General features: G+C 61.7%; 28 protein-coding genes. 19 read left to right on the top strand and 9 right to left on the bottom strand.

The features are described from left to right. Nucleotides 1-4: 4 nt before the first annotated feature. Nucleotides 5-2,197 (top strand): M3 family metallopeptidase, encoded by a 2,193-nt coding sequence (locus ACQ66M_RS09455; RefSeq protein ID WP_430403432.1) that lies wholly within the window; start codon nucleotides 5-7, stop codon nucleotides 2,195-2,197. A gap of 77 nt (nucleotides 2,198-2,274) precedes the next feature. Here the strand turns inward: ACQ66M_RS09455 and ACQ66M_RS09450 are convergent, their stop codons facing one another. The 3 genes from ACQ66M_RS09450 to pspF form a co-directional block, all read right to left on the bottom strand. Then, a complete protein-coding gene (locus ACQ66M_RS09450; protein ID WP_350173972.1) occupies nucleotides 2,275-2,745 on the bottom strand; it encodes a PTS sugar transporter subunit IIA in 471 nt (156 codons plus the stop codon). A gap of 24 nt (nucleotides 2,746-2,769) precedes the next feature. Then, the gene (hpf, locus tag ACQ66M_RS09445) at nucleotides 2,770-3,372 is read right to left on the bottom strand and encodes a ribosome hibernation-promoting factor, HPF/YfiA family (RefSeq protein ID WP_430403430.1); all 603 of its coding nucleotides are present in this window, start codon (nucleotides 3,370-3,372) and stop codon (nucleotides 2,770-2,772) included. 116 nt (nucleotides 3,373-3,488) lie between these two features. After that, nucleotides 3,489-4,529 carry a phage shock protein operon transcriptional activator gene (gene pspF, locus ACQ66M_RS09440; RefSeq protein ID WP_350173968.1) on the bottom strand — a complete coding sequence of 347 codons (1,041 nt, stop codon included), beginning with the start codon at nucleotides 4,527-4,529 and terminating at the stop codon, nucleotides 3,489-3,491. 209 nt (nucleotides 4,530-4,738) lie between these two features. On the opposite strand from pspF, the gene ACQ66M_RS09435 reads away from it, so the two are divergent. The 5 genes from ACQ66M_RS09435 to ACQ66M_RS09415 all read left to right on the top strand — a co-directional run bounded on the left by ACQ66M_RS09435 (nucleotide 4,739) and on the right by ACQ66M_RS09415 (nucleotide 6,634). Then, the gene (locus tag ACQ66M_RS09435) at nucleotides 4,739-4,870 is read left to right on the top strand and encodes a hypothetical protein (protein WP_299951356.1); all 132 of its coding nucleotides are present in this window, start codon (nucleotides 4,739-4,741) and stop codon (nucleotides 4,868-4,870) included. Between the two features lie 33 nt (nucleotides 4,871-4,903). After that, nucleotides 4,904-5,590, top strand: coding sequence for a phage shock protein PspA (pspA, locus tag ACQ66M_RS09430; RefSeq protein ID WP_350173965.1), 687 nt, complete (start codon nucleotides 4,904-4,906; stop codon nucleotides 5,588-5,590). Between the two features lie 103 nt (nucleotides 5,591-5,693). Continuing rightward, on the top strand, nucleotides 5,694-5,957 hold the full coding sequence (gene pspB / locus ACQ66M_RS09425; protein WP_350173963.1) for an envelope stress response membrane protein PspB: 264 nt from the start codon (nucleotides 5,694-5,696) through the stop codon (nucleotides 5,955-5,957). 13 nt (nucleotides 5,958-5,970) lie between these two features. Further along, complete coding sequence (gene pspC, locus ACQ66M_RS09420; RefSeq protein ID WP_430403428.1) at nucleotides 5,971-6,402, top strand: envelope stress response membrane protein PspC; 432 nt, start codon at nucleotides 5,971-5,973, stop codon at nucleotides 6,400-6,402. A 46-nt stretch (nucleotides 6,403-6,448) separates the two neighbouring features. Further along, nucleotides 6,449-6,634: a hypothetical protein gene (locus tag ACQ66M_RS09415; RefSeq protein ID WP_350173959.1), complete on the top strand. Its 186-nt coding sequence runs from the start codon at nucleotides 6,449-6,451 to the stop codon at nucleotides 6,632-6,634. On the opposite strand, the gene mnmC is transcribed toward ACQ66M_RS09415, so the two are convergent. Together mnmC and ACQ66M_RS09405 are read right to left on the bottom strand one after the other, a co-directional pair. Further along, on the bottom strand, nucleotides 6,631-8,493 hold the full coding sequence (gene mnmC, locus ACQ66M_RS09410) for an FAD-dependent 5-carboxymethylaminomethyl-2-thiouridine(34) oxidoreductase MnmC (protein WP_430403426.1): 1,863 nt from the start codon (nucleotides 8,491-8,493) through the stop codon (nucleotides 6,631-6,633). The genes ACQ66M_RS09415 and mnmC overlap by 4 nt on opposite strands. A 21-nt stretch (nucleotides 8,494-8,514) precedes the next feature. Further along, a complete protein-coding gene (locus tag ACQ66M_RS09405) occupies nucleotides 8,515-8,904 on the bottom strand; it encodes a hypothetical protein (RefSeq protein ID WP_430403424.1) in 390 nt (129 codons plus the stop codon). 149 nt (nucleotides 8,905-9,053) lie between these two features. Here ACQ66M_RS09405 and ACQ66M_RS09400 point away from each other — a divergent pair, with 149 nt between their 5' ends. From ACQ66M_RS09400 to ACQ66M_RS09385, 4 genes are all read left to right on the top strand, one after another. Then, nucleotides 9,054-9,224 carry a CsbD family protein gene (locus tag ACQ66M_RS09400; RefSeq protein WP_350173953.1) on the top strand — a complete coding sequence of 57 codons (171 nt, stop codon included), beginning with the start codon at nucleotides 9,054-9,056 and terminating at the stop codon, nucleotides 9,222-9,224. Between the two features lie 113 nt (nucleotides 9,225-9,337). Then, nucleotides 9,338-9,625 (top strand): GNAT family N-acetyltransferase, encoded by a 288-nt coding sequence (locus ACQ66M_RS09395; protein ID WP_350173951.1) that lies wholly within the window; start codon nucleotides 9,338-9,340, stop codon nucleotides 9,623-9,625. After that, the gene (locus ACQ66M_RS09390; RefSeq protein WP_430403422.1) at nucleotides 9,604-9,903 is read left to right on the top strand and encodes a GNAT family N-acetyltransferase; all 300 of its coding nucleotides are present in this window, start codon (nucleotides 9,604-9,606) and stop codon (nucleotides 9,901-9,903) included. Before ACQ66M_RS09395 ends, ACQ66M_RS09390 begins: the two co-directional genes overlap by 22 nt. Continuing rightward, nucleotides 9,882-10,343 (top strand): YcgN family cysteine cluster protein, encoded by a 462-nt coding sequence (locus ACQ66M_RS09385; protein WP_430403420.1) that lies wholly within the window; start codon nucleotides 9,882-9,884, stop codon nucleotides 10,341-10,343. The genes ACQ66M_RS09390 and ACQ66M_RS09385 overlap by 22 nt, the downstream gene beginning before the upstream one ends. Nucleotides 10,344-10,395: 52 nt before the next feature. Here the strand turns inward: ACQ66M_RS09385 and ACQ66M_RS09380 are convergent, their stop codons facing one another. Next, a complete protein-coding gene (locus tag ACQ66M_RS09380; protein WP_430403418.1) occupies nucleotides 10,396-10,932 on the bottom strand; it encodes a TetR/AcrR family transcriptional regulator in 537 nt (178 codons plus the stop codon). A gap of 63 nt (nucleotides 10,933-10,995) precedes the next feature. On the opposite strand from ACQ66M_RS09380, the gene ACQ66M_RS09375 reads away from it, so the two are divergent. Together ACQ66M_RS09375 and ACQ66M_RS09370 are read left to right on the top strand one after the other, a co-directional pair. Continuing rightward, entirely contained in the window at nucleotides 10,996-12,339 is a 1,344-nt protein-coding gene (locus ACQ66M_RS09375; protein ID WP_430403416.1) for a cytochrome P450, read from the top strand. A gap of 218 nt (nucleotides 12,340-12,557) precedes the next feature. Continuing rightward, nucleotides 12,558-13,457 (top strand): tyrosine recombinase XerC, encoded by a 900-nt coding sequence (locus ACQ66M_RS09370; RefSeq protein ID WP_430403414.1) that lies wholly within the window; start codon nucleotides 12,558-12,560, stop codon nucleotides 13,455-13,457. Nucleotides 13,458-13,467: 10 nt separating this feature from the next. Here the strand turns inward: ACQ66M_RS09370 and hemW are convergent, their stop codons facing one another. Together hemW and rdgB are read right to left on the bottom strand one after the other, a co-directional pair. Further along, nucleotides 13,468-14,640 (bottom strand): radical SAM family heme chaperone HemW, encoded by a 1,173-nt coding sequence (gene hemW, locus ACQ66M_RS09365; protein ID WP_430403412.1) that lies wholly within the window; start codon nucleotides 14,638-14,640, stop codon nucleotides 13,468-13,470. Further along, complete coding sequence (gene rdgB, locus ACQ66M_RS09360) at nucleotides 14,640-15,191, bottom strand: RdgB/HAM1 family non-canonical purine NTP pyrophosphatase (protein ID WP_430403410.1); 552 nt, start codon at nucleotides 15,189-15,191, stop codon at nucleotides 14,640-14,642. The genes hemW and rdgB overlap by 1 nt, the downstream gene beginning before the upstream one ends. A 189-nt stretch (nucleotides 15,192-15,380) precedes the next feature. Between rdgB and ACQ66M_RS09355 the strand changes: the two genes are divergently transcribed. The 6 genes from ACQ66M_RS09355 to ACQ66M_RS09330 all read left to right on the top strand — a co-directional run bounded on the left by ACQ66M_RS09355 (nucleotide 15,381) and on the right by ACQ66M_RS09330 (nucleotide 18,002). Continuing rightward, complete coding sequence (locus ACQ66M_RS09355) at nucleotides 15,381-15,902, top strand: DUF2975 domain-containing protein (RefSeq protein ID WP_350173941.1); 522 nt, start codon at nucleotides 15,381-15,383, stop codon at nucleotides 15,900-15,902. An 11-nt stretch (nucleotides 15,903-15,913) separates the two neighbouring features. Further along, a complete protein-coding gene (locus tag ACQ66M_RS09350; RefSeq protein ID WP_350173939.1) occupies nucleotides 15,914-16,153 on the top strand; it encodes a helix-turn-helix domain-containing protein in 240 nt (79 codons plus the stop codon). Nucleotides 16,154-16,204: 51 nt separating this feature from the next. Then, nucleotides 16,205-16,696, top strand: a complete 492-nt coding sequence (locus ACQ66M_RS09345; protein ID WP_430403408.1) for a CreA family protein — start codon at nucleotides 16,205-16,207, stop codon at nucleotides 16,694-16,696. Nucleotides 16,697-16,834: 138 nt separating this feature from the next. Further along, nucleotides 16,835-17,116 (top strand): hypothetical protein, encoded by a 282-nt coding sequence (locus ACQ66M_RS09340; protein WP_430403406.1) that lies wholly within the window; start codon nucleotides 16,835-16,837, stop codon nucleotides 17,114-17,116. Between the two features lie 2 nt (nucleotides 17,117-17,118). Then, nucleotides 17,119-17,562 carry an Rrf2 family transcriptional regulator gene (locus ACQ66M_RS09335; protein WP_430403404.1) on the top strand — a complete coding sequence of 148 codons (444 nt, stop codon included), beginning with the start codon at nucleotides 17,119-17,121 and terminating at the stop codon, nucleotides 17,560-17,562. Then, a complete protein-coding gene (locus tag ACQ66M_RS09330; protein ID WP_430403402.1) occupies nucleotides 17,559-18,002 on the top strand; it encodes a group III truncated hemoglobin in 444 nt (147 codons plus the stop codon). The genes ACQ66M_RS09335 and ACQ66M_RS09330 overlap by 4 nt, the downstream gene beginning before the upstream one ends. Here the strand turns inward: ACQ66M_RS09330 and rph are convergent. Continuing rightward, the gene (rph, locus tag ACQ66M_RS09325) at nucleotides 17,999-18,724 is read right to left on the bottom strand and encodes a ribonuclease PH (protein ID WP_350173929.1); all 726 of its coding nucleotides are present in this window, start codon (nucleotides 18,722-18,724) and stop codon (nucleotides 17,999-18,001) included. The genes ACQ66M_RS09330 and rph overlap by 4 nt on opposite strands. A 90-nt stretch (nucleotides 18,725-18,814) precedes the next feature. On the opposite strand from rph, the gene ACQ66M_RS09320 reads away from it, so the two are divergent. Then, the gene (locus ACQ66M_RS09320) at nucleotides 18,815-20,485 is read left to right on the top strand and encodes a formate--tetrahydrofolate ligase (RefSeq protein ID WP_430403401.1); all 1,671 of its coding nucleotides are present in this window, start codon (nucleotides 18,815-18,817) and stop codon (nucleotides 20,483-20,485) included. Nucleotides 20,486-20,540: the final 55 nt, after the last annotated feature.

Genomic DNA, 20,540 nt, shown 5'->3' with positions numbered 1-20,540 from the left:
CTTCATGACCACAAAACATTTCCTGCTCGGTACGGTTGCCGCGCTCGCTCTCACCCTGTCCGCATGTGGCAAGAAACCAGATGCTACGCCTGAACAGGCAGAAGTCTCACAGACCGAAAAACCCGAACGACCGGAAATCGTGGTGACAAACGCAGAACTCGAAGGCAACCCGTTCCGCCAGGAATGGACGTCGGAATATGGTGTCCCGCCGTTCAGCCAGATCACGGACGCTCATTACCTGCCGGCGACCAAGAAGGCGCTGCTTGAGCTGCGCGAGGAAGTCGCCGCCATCGTCAATAATCCGGACGCGCCGGACTTCGACAATACGATCGTGGCGCTCGACCAGGCGGGCGGGTCGCTGAACAGGGTCATAATGACCTTCAACAACATCACCAATACCGATACGAATGACACGCTGAGCGAGCTGGAATCCGAAATCTATCCGATGCTCACGCGCGAGACTGATGCGATCACGTTCAACCCGGACCTCTTCACGCGCGTGCAGGCCGTTTATGCCGAACGTGACCGGTTGGGGCTCGACGAGCAGGATGCCCGTCTGCTCGAGCTGACCCATCGCGACTTCGTGCGCAATGGCGCTGCGCTGAACCCGGACGTGAAGGCAGAAGTTGCCAGCATCAATGAAGAGCTGTCGGCGCTGACGACCGAATTCGGCAAGAACCTGCTCCTTTCGACCAAGGCCTTCAAACTGGAAGTCACCGACGAGGCGCAGCTCGCCGGGCTCGCTGATGACTTCAAGAATTCAATCAAGGTTGAGGGCGAGGACAAATGGGTCCTGACCGTGGACCGCTCGGTGTTCGAAACCTTCATGACGCAGGGCGAGAACCGCGACCTGCGCAAGCAGATGTTTGACGGGTATCGCCTGCGCGCGTCCAGCGGCGAATATGACAATGGGCCGATCCTGATCAAGATCGCGCAGTTGCGGGCCAGGCGCGCGGAACTGATGGGCTACCCGTCGCATGCTGCCTACCAGCTCGAAACGCGCATGGCGAAGACACCGCAACAGGCCGAGGACTTCCTCAAGCGCGTCCTGGAACCGGGCCTTGCGCGCGCCACAGAAGAACGCGCCGACATGCAGGCCATAATCGGTGACGCATTCACGCTGGAAGGCCAGGACTGGTGGTTCTATGCCGAGAAAGTGCGCCAGGCGAAATATGCCTTCGACGGCAATGTGCTGAAGCCCTATTTCGAGCTCGGCGCGGTGCGCCAGGGTGCGTTCGATGTCGCAACCAAGCTGTTCAATGTCAGCTTCACGCCGGTCGAAACGGAGACATGGAACCCGGTCGCCCAGTCGTGGGACGTGAAAGACCTCGAGACGGGCGAACATCTCGGCCTGTTCATGGCTGACATGTATTCGCGCGATTCCAAGCGGGGCGGCGCGTGGATGTCATCCTTCCGTGATGCATCGAATGTCGGTGAGACAATCCGGCCGATCATTACCAATAACCTGAACGTCACCCCGCCCGCCAGGGGCGAGCCGACCCTGCTGACCTTTACCGAGGTCGAAACCCTGTTCCACGAGTTCGGTCACGGCCTGCATGGCCTTCTGACGCAGATTAAGTATTCGACTTTCTCGGGCGTTGATGGTCCGCGCGATTATACCGAGTTCCCGGCGCAGATCCTGGAACACTGGGCGGGTGACCCTGAAGTGCTGGCTGTATATGCCCGGCACAACAAGACCGGCGAGATCATTCCGCAAGAGCTGGTCGACAAGATGAATGCAGCCTCGAACTTCAACCAGGGCTTCAAGACCACCGAGTTCATCGCTGCATCCCTGCTCGACCTGCGCTGGCACATGCTGACATCGGAAGAAGCCGCAAAGATCACCGATGCCCGCGCATTCGAACAGCAGGTGATGGAAGAATACGGCATCCTTCCGGAAATCGAACCGCGCTACCGTTCGCAGTATTTCAGCCATATCTTTGCGGGCGGATACTCGGCAGGCTACTACGCCTATCTCTGGTCTGAAATTCTCGATGCGGACGGCTTCATGGCCTTCAAGCAGACCGGCGACATCTACAATCCGGAACTTGCCGGAAAGCTGAAGAAATGGGTCTATGAGTCAGGCGGCCTGCGCGAGGCTGACGAACTCTACCGCAATTTCCGCGGGGCCGATCCGACGATCGAGCCCCTGCTGGAAAATCGCGGCTTTGCTGAAGAAAAGCCAAGCGAGGGCTGATCGCTCCGCATGACCGGCAAACAAAGAAGCCCGCCGGGCCAACCGGCGGGCTTTCTTGTTGGCGTCCTGCGTTCAGGTTACATTGAGGACTCGACCGATTCCTTGCAGATAATGGCCTTGACCTCTTCAACTGTATTGGCCTCGCGGAGCGCATCGCGCACGGCCCCCTGACGGAAGACACGGCTGACTTGCGCCAGCGCCCGCAAATGGTCCGCCCCTGCCGACAAGGGCGCCAGCAACATGAAGATCAGGTCGCATGGCCGGTCGTCGATCGCCTCGAAGTCCACGCCCGATGCCAGGCGCATGAATCCCCCGGTCGGCGCATCAATGCCCTGCACGCGCGCGTGTGGAATCGCGACGCCTTCGCCGACACCTGTCGACCCGAGACGCTCGCGCTCCATCACCGAATCCTCGATTTCGCGCGCGGAAATCTTCGTCATGCGACTGAGTTCTTCAGACAGTGCGTGCAGCGCCTGTTTGCGGCTGGTTGCCTCATAACAGGGGATGATAATCCCGCCTTTTAGCAGGGAGCTCAGATCGGTTGCCATTTACGATGCTTCCGTGTGTGGGCTTCAGTTCCTGGGAGTGTTGGCCGGATCAACCCAGCCGATATGTCCATCCGGACGGCGGTAGACCATATTCAGGCCGTCATGGCCAGCATTCCTGAACATGAGCGCAGGCACCTCTTGCAGTTCGAGCTGCATGACGGCTTCCGACACGCTCATCTTGCGGATACTGACGGATGTCTCCGCGACGGTCAGCGGCACATCAGACACATCGACAATCTCGTCGTCGATTTCCTCGCCATCAGTTGCGCGCCCGTTGAGCGTGAGAACGGCGCCGGTCGCGACTTCAGCCGGCAGGGGCGCAGCAGGATTGGCATGATGGTCCTTCAGGCGGCGCTTGTAGCGGCGCACCCGCTTTTCCATTTTGTCGAGACTGTCTTCCAATGCGGCATAGGGGTCGCCAGCCTTGCCGGTCGATTGCAGAACAATGCCGGACGGAAGGTGCACGTTGCAGTCGACTTCCACGAGGTGGCCCTGTTGCGAGACGAAAACGCTCGCCTCCCCCGTTCGATTGAAATACTTACTGACCGCCGCCTCAAGCCCTTCTTCAATTCGGCTCCTGAGAGCGCCTCCGAGATCCATATGCTTGCCAGTAATCTGTATCTGCACGAGCGGTCTCCTTTGCTATTTGAGACTTTCAAGTATGGCGCAGATTTGCGCCAGACGCGAATCGAATCCCCGGACCTGTCGCAACCTTAACAGTGAACGCTCACATTACAGCCGGTTCACGCGTCAGGCTTGCCCGGTTTCTTGCCATAGCCATGCTTTTTCAGCAGGCCCCGGAACTGGTGATAGGTCAGCCCCAGCGTCTCGGCGGCCCGGCCCTGATGCCCCTGGCTGGCGGCAAGGGCTTCATCGACCAGGCGCAATTCCAGCCGGCCTATGGCAGAATTGAAATCGACCGGGCCGCGAATGGCCGATTCCTCAGGCGATTCAGGGGTTGGAGCTTCGGCTTTTGCCGGACGGGTGGCACCGGGCCGCCACGGAGACGCGAACGGATCCAGCGCCGAGGGGTCGAACCGAACCGGCTCGTCCGGTGCGGTCAGCATGGAGCGGTGCGCAAGGCGCTGGGCGAAATTGCGCAATTCGCGCACATTGCCCGGCCAGTCATGCGCTTCGATCGCCGCTATAGCCGACGGGGCGAAGCCCGGGAAATCCTGCGCCATCTCGATCGCGATACGGCGGGCAAAGAAATCGGCCAGCAGCGTTGCGTCTCCCTTGCGCGCCCGCAGCGGCGGTAGCGTGATGACATCGAATGCGAGCCGGTCCAGCAGGTCCGCCCGGAAGTCTCCCCGCTCCACCATGGCTGGCAGGTCCATGTTCGTGGCGGCAACAATGCGTACATTGGTCGACATGACCCGCGAACCGCCAAGCCGCTGGAATTCGCCATATTCCACGATACGCAGCAGCTTTTCCTGCACGGCGCGGCTCGCCGTTGCGATCTCGTCGAGAAAGATCGTGCCGCCATCTGCCAGCTCGAACCGGCCCTTGCGCTGCTCGGTCGCGCCCGTAAAGGCCCCGCGCTCATGGCCAAACAGTTCGGAATCCAGCAATTGTTCAGATAGCGCCGCACAGTTGACCTTCACGAACGGGCCTTCCCAGCGCTTCGACAGGAAGTGCAGGCGCTCGCCGATCAATTCCTTGCCGGTGCCGCGCTCACCGATCACCAGGATTGGCCGCTCCAGCGGGGCGACGCGGGAGACATGCTCCTGCGCACTGAGCCAGGCAGGCGCTTCACCGATGAGCTGGGTCGATTGGCCGATCATTTGGGCAATATAGCCATTCTGAATTTAATTTTCGACTTATTATTTCGTCAAATTCGCGAAATAATATTGCGCGACTTTGTCCAAAAATCTTTTTTAGCCTTATTTTTCAAGGTGTTATGCAATTAATTTTCACTTGGCACGGTCCTTGAAATGATACTGGCACTCAGAGCGACGGGGCGTCGCAACCAGCAAGAAGGACAAGGCCAAAGATGGACGACCGTAATTACCGAACAGAAGCTCGCAGTGACGCAGGCCGTTTTGGCCGCTGGCTGTCGACCCGCCCTGCCGAGAGCTGGATGTTTTTCGGCGTCGGCATCTTCCTCGGCGGCCTCTTCTTTTAATCCCCCTCCCAGTCAAACAAGAAAGGATACCCCATGGGTCTCTTCTCCCGCCTCGGTGACATCATCAACTCCAACATCAACGCGATGCTGGACGGTGCTGAAAACCCGGAAAAAATTGCCCGCCTGATCATCCAGGAAATGGAAGACACGCTGGTCGAAGTCCGCACGGCCGCTGCCCGCGCCATGGCTGACAAGAAGGAAATGGAACGCGAAATCGTCCATTTCACATCCGCCCGCGACGAATGGGCTGCCAAGGCCGAACTGGCCATCGACAAGGGTCGCGAAGACCTTGCGCGTGGCGCCCTGATCGCCAAGCAGAAAGCCGAAGGGGAGATCACCCGCCGCAAGGCCGCCATGGACGCCGCCGAAGAAGCCTTCGAAAAGCGCCAGGAAGATCTCGGCAAGCTTCAGGCCAAGCTGGACGAAGCCAAGGCCAAGCACCGTTCGCTGATGATGCGCCGCGAAGCCGCCGAACAGCGCATCCGCGTCCGTAGCCAGGTTTATGATGGCCGGGTCGATGATGCCCTCGCCCGCTACAACACGATCGAGCGCAAGGTTGACGAAATGGAAGCCTATGCGGACACGATCAAGGGCCGTGAGCCGACCCTCGAAGCCGAGTTCGCCGCGCTTGAGCAGAATGAGAGTGTCGAGAAGGAACTCGAAGCCCTGAAAGCCAAGCGTTCTAAATCAGCCGCCAAATCCGCCAAGTCGGAGGCCTGATAGATGCTGTTCTCACTCATCTGCCTGTTCGGCTTCCTGACAGTGATCTGCACACCCGGGCTGATCGCCCAGGCCCGCGCCGAACGCCGGGAGGGCGAAAGCCATGGATGAAGGCATCATAGCCCTTGTTGCCATCCTCAGCATCTTCGTCTTCCTGCCCGGAATGGTGCTCCACTACGTTTCCCAGTGGCGCCGGCAGAAAACACTCCAGCCGGATGACGAACGGATGCTGGAAGACCTCTGGCGCTCAGCAAAGGCAATGGAGCGCCGCCTGGAAACGCTTGAGGCCCTCCTGGACCAGAGCGACGACCAAACACGGGAGCGCGCAAGCCCACCGCGCCGCCCCCGTTCAACCCTCGAAGATTAAGGACACCACGCCAATGACCCGCCACTATTCTGACCAAGACAGCGCGGAGTACCGGTCTCCCAACCCGAAGCGCTTCTATCGCTCGCGCAATGACAAGGTGATTGCCGGTGTGTGTGGCGGCCTGGCCGAGAGGTTCGGCTGGGAACCCATCCTGATCCGCATCCTCTTCGTCCTCGCCACGCTCTTCATGTTCGGACCGCTTTCGATCATCATCTACATGACGATCTGGATCATCACGCCGCGCACGCCGTTCGGCCGCAGCACGATCTCTCCCGAGGAAGATGCCTTCTGGCGCGGTGTATCCGACCGCCCCCGGGCCACGTTTGGCCACCTGAAGTACACGTTCATGGACCTCGACGAGCGCCTGCAATCCATCGAACGCAAGGTAACTTCCGACGAGTGGCGCCTGCGCAAGGAATTCCGCGACCTGGAACGCGGCAACTAGACCCATAAATTGAAATCACCATCAAACCCGACAAAGGAACGGACCGATGAGCAAGGGGACTCTACTTTACAATAACTGGCTGCTCGGAGGCGTAGCCACCCTTATCCTCCTGGCCATTGTGGCCATTGCCAGCCTGCATGGCGGGATGGCAGTCGAGATGGGCGGACTGGAAATGACACTGGCCCCGCACGAGAATGGCGGCCTGCAATTGTCTTTCGTCAGGGCCGCCTAGGCTTCGCCCCGCTTCAGGGCGCGCAGGATAAGGCGCATCGGGCTGACTGCCACAAGGGCAGCAGCTTCCGCCGGGGCGGGCCCGCCCATCAGCTGGGCCGCCAGAATGCCCCCCGCCCAGGGCCCCCACGTAAAGCCCCGCGCGCCAAAGCCATTCACCATGTAAATGCCCGGTAATTGAGGGGCGTCCATATCCGCAGGGCGCCCTTTTCTGACTCCGCCGAAAACCTCCAGCGCCGCCGCATGGTCCGGCACAGCGCCGATCAGTGGCAGCCGGTCAGCCGTCGTTGCACGCAGCCCGGCACGGGAGGTCGCAGCATGTTCGCGCGCCTCGCGTATCCACCAGGGCGACAGGTTTTCAAGCCCTTCGGCATTCTCAGCCCGCGCCGCATCGGATGTGGCGGGCAATCCGCCATCAAAGCGTTCGAACGTGGCGCCCCACAGGCGGTCGGTCCCGGCGGCGAGCGCATAGGTGCCGCTCGCGACGGCATCCGGCCCGGCAACCGGCGCATCCGTGATCCACTCAATCTGGCCGAGGCGCGCCTCAAGCCCCAGCCACGGCAACAGGTCACCGGCCGCCATCGCCGTCGCAAGGATTATGGCGTCAAAGCGTTCGCCATTCACCATGCGCTGCGGGATATCAATGTCTGCCGCCTCTCCCATCCGCAGCGTCGCGCCCGCCAGCAGCGCCGGGATCAGGAGGGCGGGCCGCAGGATCAGCGCGCGCTTGTGCAGCAGGCCGCCGCCCCGCAGGGCCTCAAGGTCTTCAAGGGGCAGGGGCGGGTCTGTGAGGAGTTTGGTGAACCGGTCTGTTTCGGCCTGGTCCTTTGGGATCTGCCGGACATCCGTTTCGGTGACGCCCGGAAGGCCGCGATAGGTGTCGCGCGCCGCGATATAGGCATCGACCAGCAGCCGGGCCTGTACGGTGTCGGCTGCATCGAGCCGCGGCATCAGCAGGGCGAGCGGATTGCCGCTGGCACCGGATGCCGGATGGCCGGCGCTGTCGAACACGGTGATCTCGGCCCCGGCATCCATCAGCGCGCGGGCAGCGGACGCGCCGGCAATACCTGCGCCGATGATGGCGATGCGGCGGATGCCGGGGGGCGCACAGGCGGTCGCATGGGGGTCGGGCGTGGGGGCCGAGGAGGGTGAAGGGGTAGCAAGGGCAGCCTCGAGGCGCTCGCGCTTGCGACCATGACCGGGCTGGCGGGTGACATCGAACCCGGCCCCGGCCAGCCCGCGACGCACCGCGCCCGCCACCGTGAACGTGCCGAACCGCGCGCCCGGCACCGAATGGGCGGCAAGCTGGGGATAGATCCACGTCCCCCACATGTCCTCATTCTTGGCAGGGCTGAATCCATCGAGGAACCAGGCGTCCGCGTGAAACTGCGCGGCTGGCAGGGTGTCGCGAATATCGCCCTGGTGCAGGGTGAGCGAGACACCGGCATCCGGCCACACCATGCGCCGCACGCCCTTGGCCGGACCGGGCCAGCGAGCAATCATGAGGGCGGCGAGTTCTTCCAGCTCCGCCCAGCTGTCGAGCGCCCGCGCGGCATCCTCGGGCTGGAGCGGGAAGGCTTCAAAACTGACAAAGTGGAGCCGGGCTGTCGGTGAGGGCCGATGCGTCTCCCAGAGCTGCCACAAGGCGAGGAAGTTCAGACCGGTGCCAAAGCCGGTTTCAGCCACCGTGAACACATCCCTGCCCCGCCAGGCCTGGGGCAGGCCGCACCCGGCGAGAAATACGGCGCGCGATTCCGCCAGGCCGTCCCCGGCCGTGAAATAGACATCGTCATGGGCGCGTGCGACGGGCGTGCCGTCCTCACGCCAGTCGATCTCGGGAGGGTTCAACAGGCGCGGCATAGTGGATTTACTCGCAGGCGATCAGCGGCGGCGCGACTGGCTTATCAGGTCGCCAAGCGCCATCAGGCTGGCCCGGCCGACCTGCGTCACCGTGGGCTTGCGCCGATGGACATGGCCGACAAAGTCACCGCAATTGGATCCCGCCAGGCGATAGGATGCACCCAGCGACCGGCGCGCACGCGCCTCGGCCGCAATCGGGTGGTCGGCGTCGCCATTGCGGTGAACCCTGATCAAGCGCCCGTCGGCAAAATCGTCCAGCGACTGCTCTGTCACGCCCTCATGCTTGCGCGAATTCGAGATCACCGTGCCGCGCGTGGTGACCACGCCATAATGCCTCAACACGCCGCCAAAACGGATGGAGACAACGTCGCCGGGCGAGACATGCCCATAAGGTCCCAATAGTGTTTTCATATTTCCAGCCTAACCGATCTGGGCGCCATGGGCCACGGAAAATCCCTGCCGGCATTCGCCAGCTCTCTGAGATTTAATCCAACCAATTTCGAAGTGACGCGTTGATTGGTTAGTCGCAATTACGCGACCGCTTGAAAGGAGATTTTTCTATGGATAAGGAACATATCAAAGGCGCCGCCAAGAAAGCTGAAGGTAACGTCAAGGAAGCCGTCGGCAAGATGACGGACGACAAGTCGCTCGAATTGAAGGGCAAGGCTGACCAGGTCGAAGGCGAAGCGCGCGAGACCGCTGGCGACGTCAAGGACAAGTTCAAGAAGTAATTTCTGTCAGAACGGCATAACACTTACAACTTGAAGGGCCGCCCCGATGGGGCGGCTTTCCCTTGCGCCTGACGGGCTGACATCCCTATATCCGGCTAAAGCGGAGCAATCACATGAGCGATATCACAATTACCCTTGAAGACGGGCCAACCGGCGGACGCTATGTCGCCGTGGTGAATGGCCATGAGGCGGAGATGACCTTCTCCAAGGCCGGAACGAGCCGTATCATCATCGACCATACGGCCGTGCCGAAAGAACTGGCTGGCCTGGGCGTCGGCGTGGCGCTGGTGAAGCGCGGCGTGGAAGACGCACGCAAGAACGGGATCAGGATCATTCCGCTCTGCCCCTTCGCCAAGGCACAGATCGAAAAACACAAGGAATGGCAGGACGTGCTGGCATGACCGGCGAGACGATCCGCCATGACGCTGCAGCCCGGCGCTACAGTCTCGTGATCGACGGCACTGAAGCCTATCTCACCTATGAACGCCCGGCAGACGGTCGCATGCATATCACACATACGATCGTGCCTGACGTGATCGGCGGACGGGGGCTGGGCAAGCGCCTCGTCGCCCGAGCACTGGAAGATGCGCTCGCGGGTGGTGACAGGATCTCGTCATCCTGCTGGTTTGCCACCGCGCTGATCGAGAAGACGCCCGCATGGGCGGCTCAAATGGCATGAGCGAGCCGTTCTGGAAAACGGTTCCGCTCGACCAGATGAATGAGTCGCAATGGGAGTCGCTCTGCGACGGCTGCGCCAAATGCTGCCTGTTGAAACTGGAAGACGAAGACACAGGCGAGATTGCCTACACCAAACTGCACTGCACACTACTGGATGCCGGAACATGCCAGTGTTCGGACTATGCCAACCGCAAGGCCAAAGTGCCTGACTGCGTGAAGCTGACCCCGGCGGGCATCGAGGAAATAAAGTGGATGCCGAAGACCTGTGCCTATCGGCTGGTCATGGACGGCAAGGACCTGCCCAACTGGCACTACCTGGTCTGCGGTGACCGCAACCGCGTCCACGAAACCGGAAATTCCGTGCGTGGAAAGACGGTTTCGGAAGACACAGTGTTCGAGGATGACATGGAAGACTTCATCGTGGACTGGGAGGAAGAGTAAGAGCGAGGGCCTGAGTGTCCGGTCTGCAGCTCCTTCCCGTGAATCACGTAGACTAAGCGAGACCGAAGAGCTCGTTGCCGACTTTTCGGATCGCCGGGATACGCGGGTCGTCACCTGTTTTCAGCAGCATTTGCCCGCCAACGACTGCGGCGTACTGCACGAACGCCAAAGCGTCGGCGTCTTTGACGTCAGGCTGGAGCAATCGGATCATGCTCGCCAGCCCCTGAATGCGGAGGTGATCGACCCTGGCCAGCAGCTCCGCGACCAGCGGCTCCTGCGCGGCGAGATAGCGAAGCTGACGTTCAAACGCGCCATCCCATTCCAAGGCGATGCCGCGCATGACGGAACGTTTGGCTTCCGGACCGTTCGCATCCTGAAGCCGTCTGGCCAAAGCGGTGAGGGAGGCAGCCTGCCAATCCTCGATCAAAGCTTCCAGAAACGCATCACGACTAGCGAAGTGGTGATAGAAGCTGCCCCGTGTCTTCCCCGCTGAGGCCGTCAGCCTTTCAATGGTGAGCGCTGCCGGCCCTTCGGTCCTGAGAAGATCCTGACCGAGTTTCAGCCAGTCGGATTTTCCAAATCGGGTCATTCGGGCAATTGACTCCATACCATATGGTATGGTTTGTAACATGAGTGTATTGAGGAAGTCTACATGGCCCCAGCATTGGTCCCGGACCTGTTCACCCCACCGGCTCCGTACCCGGGGACGAAGGATCTGCCACTGCTGACGCGGCTGGCCCGGAACGTGCGATCTCAGATCGGTAGCCTGCCAGAGGCTGTTTATCAGAAGTCAGCCTGGAAACCACCACTGCCGGGTATGCCACTCTTCGTCATGTCGCCCGATCTCGTGAAAGCAGTTTTGCTGGACCAGGTGGCTGATTTTCCACATGGCCACCTGTTCGAACGGATCATGCGTCCCGCATGGGGCGCCGGACTCCTGTTGGCCAAGGGTGACGAATGGAAAATGCAACGGCGCGCCACAGCGCAAGCGTTCCGTTCCACTGGCATGACCGCTTTTATTCCCACGTTCGTGATGGAGGCCGAAAAGCTCATAACCGACTGGACAGCACGTGGCTTTGAAGCAGTCGATCTGCACACGGAAATGAAAGGCCTGACGTTTAATATCATTGTCGAAACCATGCTCTCAGGCGCCGAGCAGATTGACCGGGACGCGTTCCGACATACTGTTCAATCCTTCTTTGCGGACATTTCCAGATTGAAACCAAGCTATGTCCTGCGTGGAGATGACTACCATGGGGGGCGGCCCTCGCTGGACTCCCCGCACCGGGCAGCAATCATCGCCCACATTTCAAGCCTGATTGATCATCGCCGATCAACACCGCCACGCGGGGACATGGTTGATCTGCTGATGGCGGCAGAAGATCCGGATACGGGATGCCCCCTCAGCGACATCCAGCTCGTTGACAATTTGCTCGGCTTCATCCTCGCGGGGTATGAAACAACGGCGGCGGCTCTGACCTGGACGCTTTATCTGATCGCAGCACACCAGCCCACCGAGATGCGCATACTGACGTCGTTTGAGAATTCGGCTCAAGATGGAGCGGCAAAGTACGTATATACGCGGCAGGTTATTTCAGAAGCTCTCCGGCTCTATCCACCTGCCTTCATGCTGACCCGTGTGGCCGCGCGCGACACGCAACTCGGCTGCCACAAAGTCAGAACAGGGCAGCGGATCAATATCCCCATCTGGGCTATACATCGCAGCGAACGCTTTTGGCAGACCCCGCAAGTGTTCGATCCGGACAGGTTTGCGCCGGATCGGCCCGCCCCGGAGCGCTACACGTACATGCCGTTTGGTGCGGGTCCTCGCATCTGCATCGGGGAGGCGTTCGCGATGGCTGAGATGACGAGCGTCCTGGCGACAATCCTGCCTCGGGTGAAGATATTTCCTCCACCACGCGAAAGCGTCTGGCCGAAGACCGAACTTGCACTCATTCCGCAGGCCAAGATGGTCGTCGACATATCTTCTCGGTGATGTCGGGTTCGCGATGCGGGCGGCTGCCCCCCGATTGACAGATGGCGCGTCGGAAACTGCCGTTAAGATTGCGGATTGCGTTGTCGCCTTCTGGCGAAAAGCTGATACTCTGAAAAGTCTGCCGTTTCGCCCGATCTGACACCCAATGCACGCTATAACCATAGTTCGAACGGTCCTTGCGAAACCCATCCTTAATGCGGTGCTGCCACTCTGACGGGATGGACACGCTTCCCGCCTTTCTCTCACATCTCGAGCATGAGCGCCGGCTGGCGGGGAATACGGTTGAGGCCTATGGCAGCGACCTGGCCGACTTTTTCAATTTCCTGCGCGTGCATCTTGGCGAGGAGCCGACGCCGAAGGCGCTGGGCCGCCTGAAGGCGCGGGATATTCGCGCGCACCTGGCGCAGCGGCGGCGCGACGGCCTGTCGGATGCCTCGATTGCGCGGCTGTTGTCGTCGATCAAGGCGCTGTATCGCTGGCTCGGCAGGGCGCATGAGATCGAGAATGCGGAGATCGCCTATCTGCAGGGGCCCAGGCGCAAGGCGCGCCTGCCCCGGCCCGTGTCCATCGAGGCGGCGAAAGACATGATCTTCGAGGCAGAGACGGACCCGGACAGCGATGCATGGATCGGCGCGCGCGACGCGGCGGTGCTGAGCCTGCTCTATGGCGGGGGCCTGCGCATTTCAGAGGCGCTGAACCTGACCGGCGCAGACCTGCCCGCGCCGGAACGCCTGCGCATCAGCGGCAAGGGCGGCAAGGTGCGCATCGTGCCGCTGATCCCCGCCGTGCGGCAGGCCATCGATACTTATGCGGCCGTCTGCCCCTATGCGCTGACGAAATCCGGCCCGCTGTTCCGGGGTGCCAAGGGCGGCGCGCTGAACCCGCGCCTGATCCAGGGACTGGTGCAGAAGCTGCGCGGCGTGCTCGGCCTGCCGGACACTGCCACGCCCCATGCCCTGCGCCATGCCTTCGCCACACACCTGCTGGCGGCGGGCGCTGACCTGCGGGCGATCCAGACATTGCTGGGCCATGCCTCGCTGTCGACAACGCAGGTCTATACCGGCGTCGATGCGAGCCGGCTGCGCGAAGTGCACGCCGCGGCGCATCCGCGGGCCTGAACAGGGTTAATCAGGGCGCGAGCTGCGCCGTGATCGCGTCCGCCAGCAGCCAGCCCGATGGCGTGAGCGACAGGCTTTGGCCATCAAACCGGACCCAGCCCTCGGCCACGAAGGCCTCGATCCGGTCGCGCGGAAGGGGCTGTTGCGAGAGCGATTCAATGCGCTCCACCGCAATGCCGCCGATCGGGCGAAGGCCCATGGCGATCAGCTCGCGGGCAATGTCCAGCGGGTAAAGCGTGGACGCCCCGCCCCAGCCTGAGCCCAGCGCCACGACATTGGCGATATAGGCTTCGGGGCGGCGTTCGGCCTCGCTCGCATAGCGCTTGCCGCCGACACTGACCCGGCCATGGGCGCCCGGGCCGACGCCGATCCAGTCGCCGCCCTTCCAGTAAGTCAGGTTATGGCGCGACTGGAACTGTTGCCCAGCGGCATGGTTGGACACTTCATAGGCTGGCAGGCCTGCGCTGGTCGTGATGGTCTGCGTCAGCTCATACAGGTCAGCCTGCGCGTCAGGGTCCATTGGCAGTATTTCACCGCGCTCGACGGCCTTTCCGAAGGCGGTACGCTGTTCGATGGTGAGTTCGTATAGCGAAAGGTGCGGCGCGCCGAGGGCAAGCGCATCGGTCAGTTCGTCGCCCCATTCATCAATCGACTGGCTCGGCCGCGCATAAATGAAATCAATCGATACATTGGAAAACACGTGAAGCGCCCGTTTGACCGCTGCGCGGGCCGAGACCGCATCATGGTCGCGGCCAAGGAAGGCCAGGGCATTGTCGCGCAGCGACTGAACGCCAATCGACAGGCGGTTGACGCCCGCCGCCTTCAGTCCGCGCAGGTCGGCGCGCATGATGTCATTGGGGTTGGCTTCAAGCGTGATCTCGGCGCCCGGCTTGATGCCGAACGTCTCGCTCGCCGTTTCCAGCAGTCCGGCGATTTCGCCGGGCTGCAGGAGCGATGGCGTTCCTCCGCCAAGGTACACCGTGTCCAGCGCGCCATGTTCCGGCATGCGGGGGCGGTGGATGCGGATATCTTCGGAAATCGCCTTCAGGAGCGGCTCGTGCGACCGCGTCTTGGCTGCGTACACATTGAAGTCGCAGTAGGGGCATATCTTCGAACAGTACGGCCAATGGATGTAGAGTCCAAATCCATATTGTGGACCGAATGGCTTGAGCAATTCGGCCATTAAAGCAGGGCCGCCTTCAAACGGGCGACCGCATCGGCGCGATGGCTCATGGCATGTTTGCGCGCCGGGTCCATTTCGCCGAATGTCATCGCTTCGCCATCGGCCACGAACATCGGGTCATAGCCGAATCCGCGGTCGCCGCGCGGCGGCCATACGAGGTGCCCCCGCACTTCGCCCTCGAAAACTTCCTCATGGCCGTCCGGCCAGGCAACCGCCAGGGCGCAGACGAACTTGGCAGACCGGTCCGTGGCGCCGATGTCATTCAGTTCCTGCTCCACCTTCTCCATGGCGCGGTAGAAATCACGCGGCTCACCGGCCCAGCGGGCCGAATAGATGCCCGGCGCGCCGCCGAGCGCGGTGACAGAGAGGCCGCTATCGTCCGACAGCGCGGGCGCGCCGGTCGCCTGCATGGCGGCGCGCGCCTTCAAAAGCGCATTCCCGGCAAACGTGGTCTCGGTCTCGTCGGGTTCGTCGAGATCAAGCTCGATGGCAGAAACAACAGTGAATCCAAGAGGTTCAAACAGGTCTTTCAGCTCGGAAACCTTGCCCATGTTATGGGTGGCAGCGACGAGTCGACCGGGCGTGAGCGTGCGAACTGTAATTTTTTCACCTATTACTGAAATGGTTCCATTCTTGCTTTACCTGCAAATACCTATATCGTTAAACGGTAAAGGTGTGCGGTTTTGCGATAAGCATCCCTACGCCATAGACCATGAGTGCAACACGGTGAAGAGACAGGCATGAGCAAACAGGCAAGAAACTCGATGGCTGCCGTCATGACAGTTCTGGTAACCATCGTGATGTGGATGACCGCCATCATCGGCGTCGTATTCCTCGCAAGCGTCGGCGCCGCGATCATTGCCTTTCACAATGGCGGCTCGATAGACGCCCTGAATATCTCCGTCACTGACGGCACCGACAGCCTGCCCGCCCTTATCGCCGGCCTGATCGGCGGCCTCGTGGTGATCCCCGCCATCATCTATGTCTGCATCCAGCTGCGCCGCATCCTGGCGACTCTGGCCGAAGGTGACCCGTTCGTGCCTGAAAACGCAGCGCGCCTGACCCGCGTCGCTGCGACCATTGCGATCACGCAATTGCTGCGCATCGCCGTAGCACTCGTGATCGGGATGAGTTTTGATCACACCAAGATCGATTTCAATCTGGATCTCATCGCCTGGGCATCCGTTGCCGCCCTGTTCATCCTGTCCCAAGTCTTCCGCGAAGGCACCCGCCTGCGCGACGAAGAAAAAATGACCATATAGGAGGGTAGCAGATGTCTATTCGTGTCACCCTCGACCGCGTGCTTCTGGATCGCCGCATGTCCCTGACGGAATTGTCGGAACGTGTCGGCGTCACGCTTGCAAACCTCTCCATCCTGAAGACCGGCAAGGCCAAGGCCGTGCGCTTCTCGACCCTCGAAGCCCTCTGCCGCGAGCTCGACTGCCAGCCGGGCGACCTTCTCGTTTTCGACGAGGAAGGCGAAGAAGACCGAAGACGCGTCGCTGCCGAATAATCCCCCGCCACATGACGCGGAACCGTCCGGCCGCATCCACGTTGACATTCAATGACACGCGCTCCCTTCGTTCTCGCCGCCGGTCTCTGCCTGATTGCCGCCTGCGGTGGCGGGGATAATGAGGTCGGCGAATTCAAGAATGACTGGGTCGGCAACGAGATCAAGATCCAGTCACTCACTGATCCGAAAGTTGACGGCGTCATTTGCCACCTCTCACATTTCGACCGCGGCGTCTGGGACCGGCTCGGCAAGGGCAACTGGTTCGAGAACCCGTCCAACTCGTCCATCTCCTGCCTCCAGACCGGTCCTGTAACGATCCAGAATATCGATGTCGGCAAGGCCGGCGAGGAAGTGTTCGATCAGAACCAGAGCCTGATCTTCAAGCAGCTCGCCGTGCGCCGCATCTACGATTCGGACAGTGACAGCCTGATGTACGTGTCATTCAGCCGCAAGATCGTGGACGGATCGGCCAAGATGAGCCTCTCGACCGTTCCCCTCTATGGTCGTGACGTGACGTGGGAACGCGGCAAGCCGACGCCGTAAGGCTTTTTCCGGAAAGCGGCCTGCGTCAATTTATAACATGCATATTAAATGCATGTTTGATTGAACTTCCGGCAGGCCGGGCTATACTGTCTTTCAGATCGCCCGCCATACGGCCCGCGCAAGCAAGGGAGTTTACCCATGGCCAAATACGGTTTCGCCACCAAGCTCATCGGCGGCCTCGCCGTCGGTGCCATCGTCGCCACATGCACCGTGATGGGCCTCGTCTTTCTGTTCAGCCGGTCGTCAATGGGCGCGGACATGACGAGTCATGGCTGGATCGCGCTCTTGTCCGGCACGATTGTGTCATTCCTGGTTGCAGGCATCCTCTCCACCGTCCTCATCCTTGGGCGGAGGAATGGCTTTGATGAAGGCGCGCATGAGATCGTCTGGGATACACGCCATCCGGACGAAAACGCCTGAACATGCGGCTGAACCTGCAAACCGACTTCGCCTTGCGCGCATTGATGCATCTGGCCGTCAACACGGATCGCCGTGTGACCATTGCCGAGATTTCGGACACCTTTGGAATCTCCCGCAACCATCTGATGAAAGTGGCGCTGGCCCTCAGCCATGAAGGCTTCATCGCGACCGAACGCGGCCGCGCCGGAGGCCTCAGCCTCGCGCGGGCTGCATCCGACATACAGGTTGGTGATGTGGTGCGCCGCATGGAAGGCAATGCGGCCCTCGTGGAATGCTTTCCCGGCGGCGCGGGCGGATGCCGCATATCGCCGACCTGCCGATTGCGCGGCGCACTGGCCGGGGCGCTGGAAGCCTTTTTCACGAGCCTCGATTCCTGGTCCATCGCAGACCTCGTGCAAGGCAATGCCCCGTTGCACGACATGCTCGGCGCCCGAGCCGCAGCATGAGCCATGTTTTGCGAACTGCCGAGGAACGCCGCCGCGACATCCAGCGCAATGCCGAGCGCATGGGCATTGATGACGCCTACGTTTCAGACCTGGTCGATACCTTCTATGCCCGGATCCGGGCTGACGCGACGCTGGGACCGATTTTCGACAGAGAGATCGGCGATAATTGGGCCCCCCATCTTGCCCGCATGAAGGATTTCTGGGCGTCGGTCGCGATGAATGCCGGGCGTTATTCCGGAAAGCCCGTGCCCGCGCACATGAAGCTGACGGGCGTCGATGCCTCCCATTTCCGGATCTGGCTCGGCCTGTTCCGGCAAACCCTGGAAGACACCGCCCCAAGCGCCGAGGCCGTACCCTATTTCATGGAGCGGGCCGAACGCATCGCCAGCAGCCTGCAGCTGGCCATGTTCGGCCTGCCGGGCCTGCCGAAGCGCATTTAGGCGAGCGCGGCCCGCTGCGCGTCGAACAACTGGTTGCAGCCCTGTTCGGCGAGGCGCAGCATCTCGTCCAGTTCCCTGCGTGTCAGCGGGCGCTCTTCGCCCGTGCCCTGCACTTCGATGAAACCGCCATCAGAACTCATGACGACATTCATGTCGGCTTCGCCCTGGCTGTCTTCGGGATAGTCGACATCCAGGACGGGGAAATCCTGGTAGACGCCGACCGAGATCGCGGCGGCCTGTTTCTGGATCGGGTCTGCGGGAATGACGCCTTCTGATTTCAGGTAGCGGCAGGCCAGCGCCAGCGCGACAAAGCCGCCCGTGATCGAAGCCGTGCGCGTGCCGCCATCAGCCTGCAGCACATCACAGTCAATGGTGATCTGGTTCTCGCCCAGTGCCGTCAGGTCGACCACCGAGCGCAGGCTGCGGCCGATCAGGCGCTGGATTTCCTGCGTGCGGCCCGATTGCTTGCCAGCGGCCGCTTCGCGACGTCCGCGCGTATGGGTGGCGCGTGGCAGCATGCCGTATTCTGCCGTCACCCAGCCAGCCCCCTTGCCCTTCATCCAGCCCGGAACGCTCTTCTCCCAGCTGGCCGTGCACAGGACATGCGTGTTGCCGAACTTCGCGAGGCAGGAACCCTCGGCATACCGGGTCACGTTTGTCTCCAGCACGATTTCGCGCAACTGGTCGAAGGCGCGTCCGGACGGGCGGATAAGCTGGGGCATGACAGGATCCTCTTTTCTGCCCCGCCTGATTGCGGGTTTTGACGGCCATGTCTACACCGGAGGGGCATCAGAGATGACAGAGGGGGCCGCATGGCCAGTGATATCGAGATCGCCCGCGCGGCGGCAAAAAAACCTGTCACCGAAATCGGCGCACGGCTGGGCATCCCGGCGGAAGACCTGATCCCTTACGGCCATGACAAGGCGAAGATCGCCGCACATCACCTGTCCGGCCTCGGCGCAAAGCCGACGGGCAAGCTGGTCCTTGTCACCGCGATCAGCCCGACCGCAGCCGGTGAAGGCAAGACGACAACCAGTGTCGGCCTTGCCGATGCGATGAACCGGATTGGCGCGAACACATTGCTTTGCCTGCGCGAGCCTTCGCTGGGCCCGTGCTTTGGCATGAAGGGTGGCGCGGCCGGCGGCGGCCATGCGCAGGTCGTCCCGATGGAAGACATCAATCTCCACTTCACCGGCGACTTTCACGCCATCACCTCGGCCCACAACCTGCTGGCCGCCCTGGTCGACAACCATATCCACTGGGGCGCACCCAGCGGCCTTGAGGCCAGCCGCGTGACCTGGCGGCGCGTTCTCGACATGAATGACCGCAACCTGCGCAGCGTCGTCACCGGCCTTGGCGGGCCCGGCAATGGCGCCGCGATGGAAAGCGGGTTTGACATCACCGTCGCGTCGGAAATCATGGCCATCCTCTGCCTCGCATCAGATTCCGCCGATCTTGAGCAGCGCCTTGACCGCATCATTGTCGGCTATCGCCGCGACCGAACGGCCGTCACCTGCGCCGACGTGAAGGCGACCGGTGCGCTGATGACGCTGCTGAAGGATGCCATGCTGCCAAACCTGGTCCAGACGCTGGAGAACAATCCGTGCCTGATCCATGGCGGACCGTTTGCAAACATCGCCCATGGCTGCAATTCCGTCATCGCAACGCAGGCCGCACTCCGGATGGCTGACTATGTGGTCACCGAAGCCGGGTTTGGCGCAGACCTTGGCGCCGAGAAATTCTTCGACATCAAATGCCGCCAGTCAGGCCTTCAGCCGGATGCAGCGGTGCTGGTTGCGACGGTGAAAGCCCTGAAAATGCACGGAGGGCTCGGGCGGGAGCAACTCGCCACGGAGAATGTGGCGGCCCTTGAGGCCGGGCTCCCTAACCTTGGCCGTCATATTGAAAACCTGCAGCAATTCGGCTTGCCGGTCGTGGTGGCGATCAATCATTTCACGCAGGACACGCCGGCTGAAATCGCCGCGATCGAAGCCTATTGCGCCAAGACCGGCGTGCTGGTTGCGCTCTGCACCCACTGGGCCGATGGCGGCAAGGGCGCCGAGGCGCTCGCCCGCGCGGTCACAGACACGCTGGCGGCAAAGCCTGCCGACTACCGAACGCTCTATTCCGACGACCTGCCCCTCTTCGACAAGATCGAAACCGTCGCCCGGCGCATCTACCACGCTGACCATGTCGAGGCGCCGCGCTCCGTGCGCGAGCAGCTTGCCCGCTGGGAGACCGATGGCTTTGGCCATCTGCCCGTCTGTATCGCCAAGACCCAGTACAGCTTTTCAACGGATCCGGCCCTGCATGGCGCGCCGGAGGGCCACACGGTGCGCCTGCGCGAAGTACGCCTTTCGGCAGGGGCCGGCTTCGTCGTCGCCATCTGCGGCGACATCATGACCATGCCGGGCCTGCCCCGCCACCCGGCCGCCGAGAACATCCACCTCAATGCTGACGGCCTGATCGAGGGCCTGTTCTGAGCCCGCTCCGGCATACACGCCTATTGTGCGGGGACCATTGCGCCCCTAATCAATA

The sequence above is a fragment of the Hyphomonas sp. genome, from assembly GCF_965284475.1.
In the GTDB taxonomy this organism is placed as follows: domain Bacteria; phylum Pseudomonadota; class Alphaproteobacteria; order Caulobacterales; family Hyphomonadaceae; genus Hyphomonas.
The sequence above is the reverse complement of the archived record's forward strand: the minus strand, read 5'-3'. Positions and strand labels throughout refer to the sequence as shown.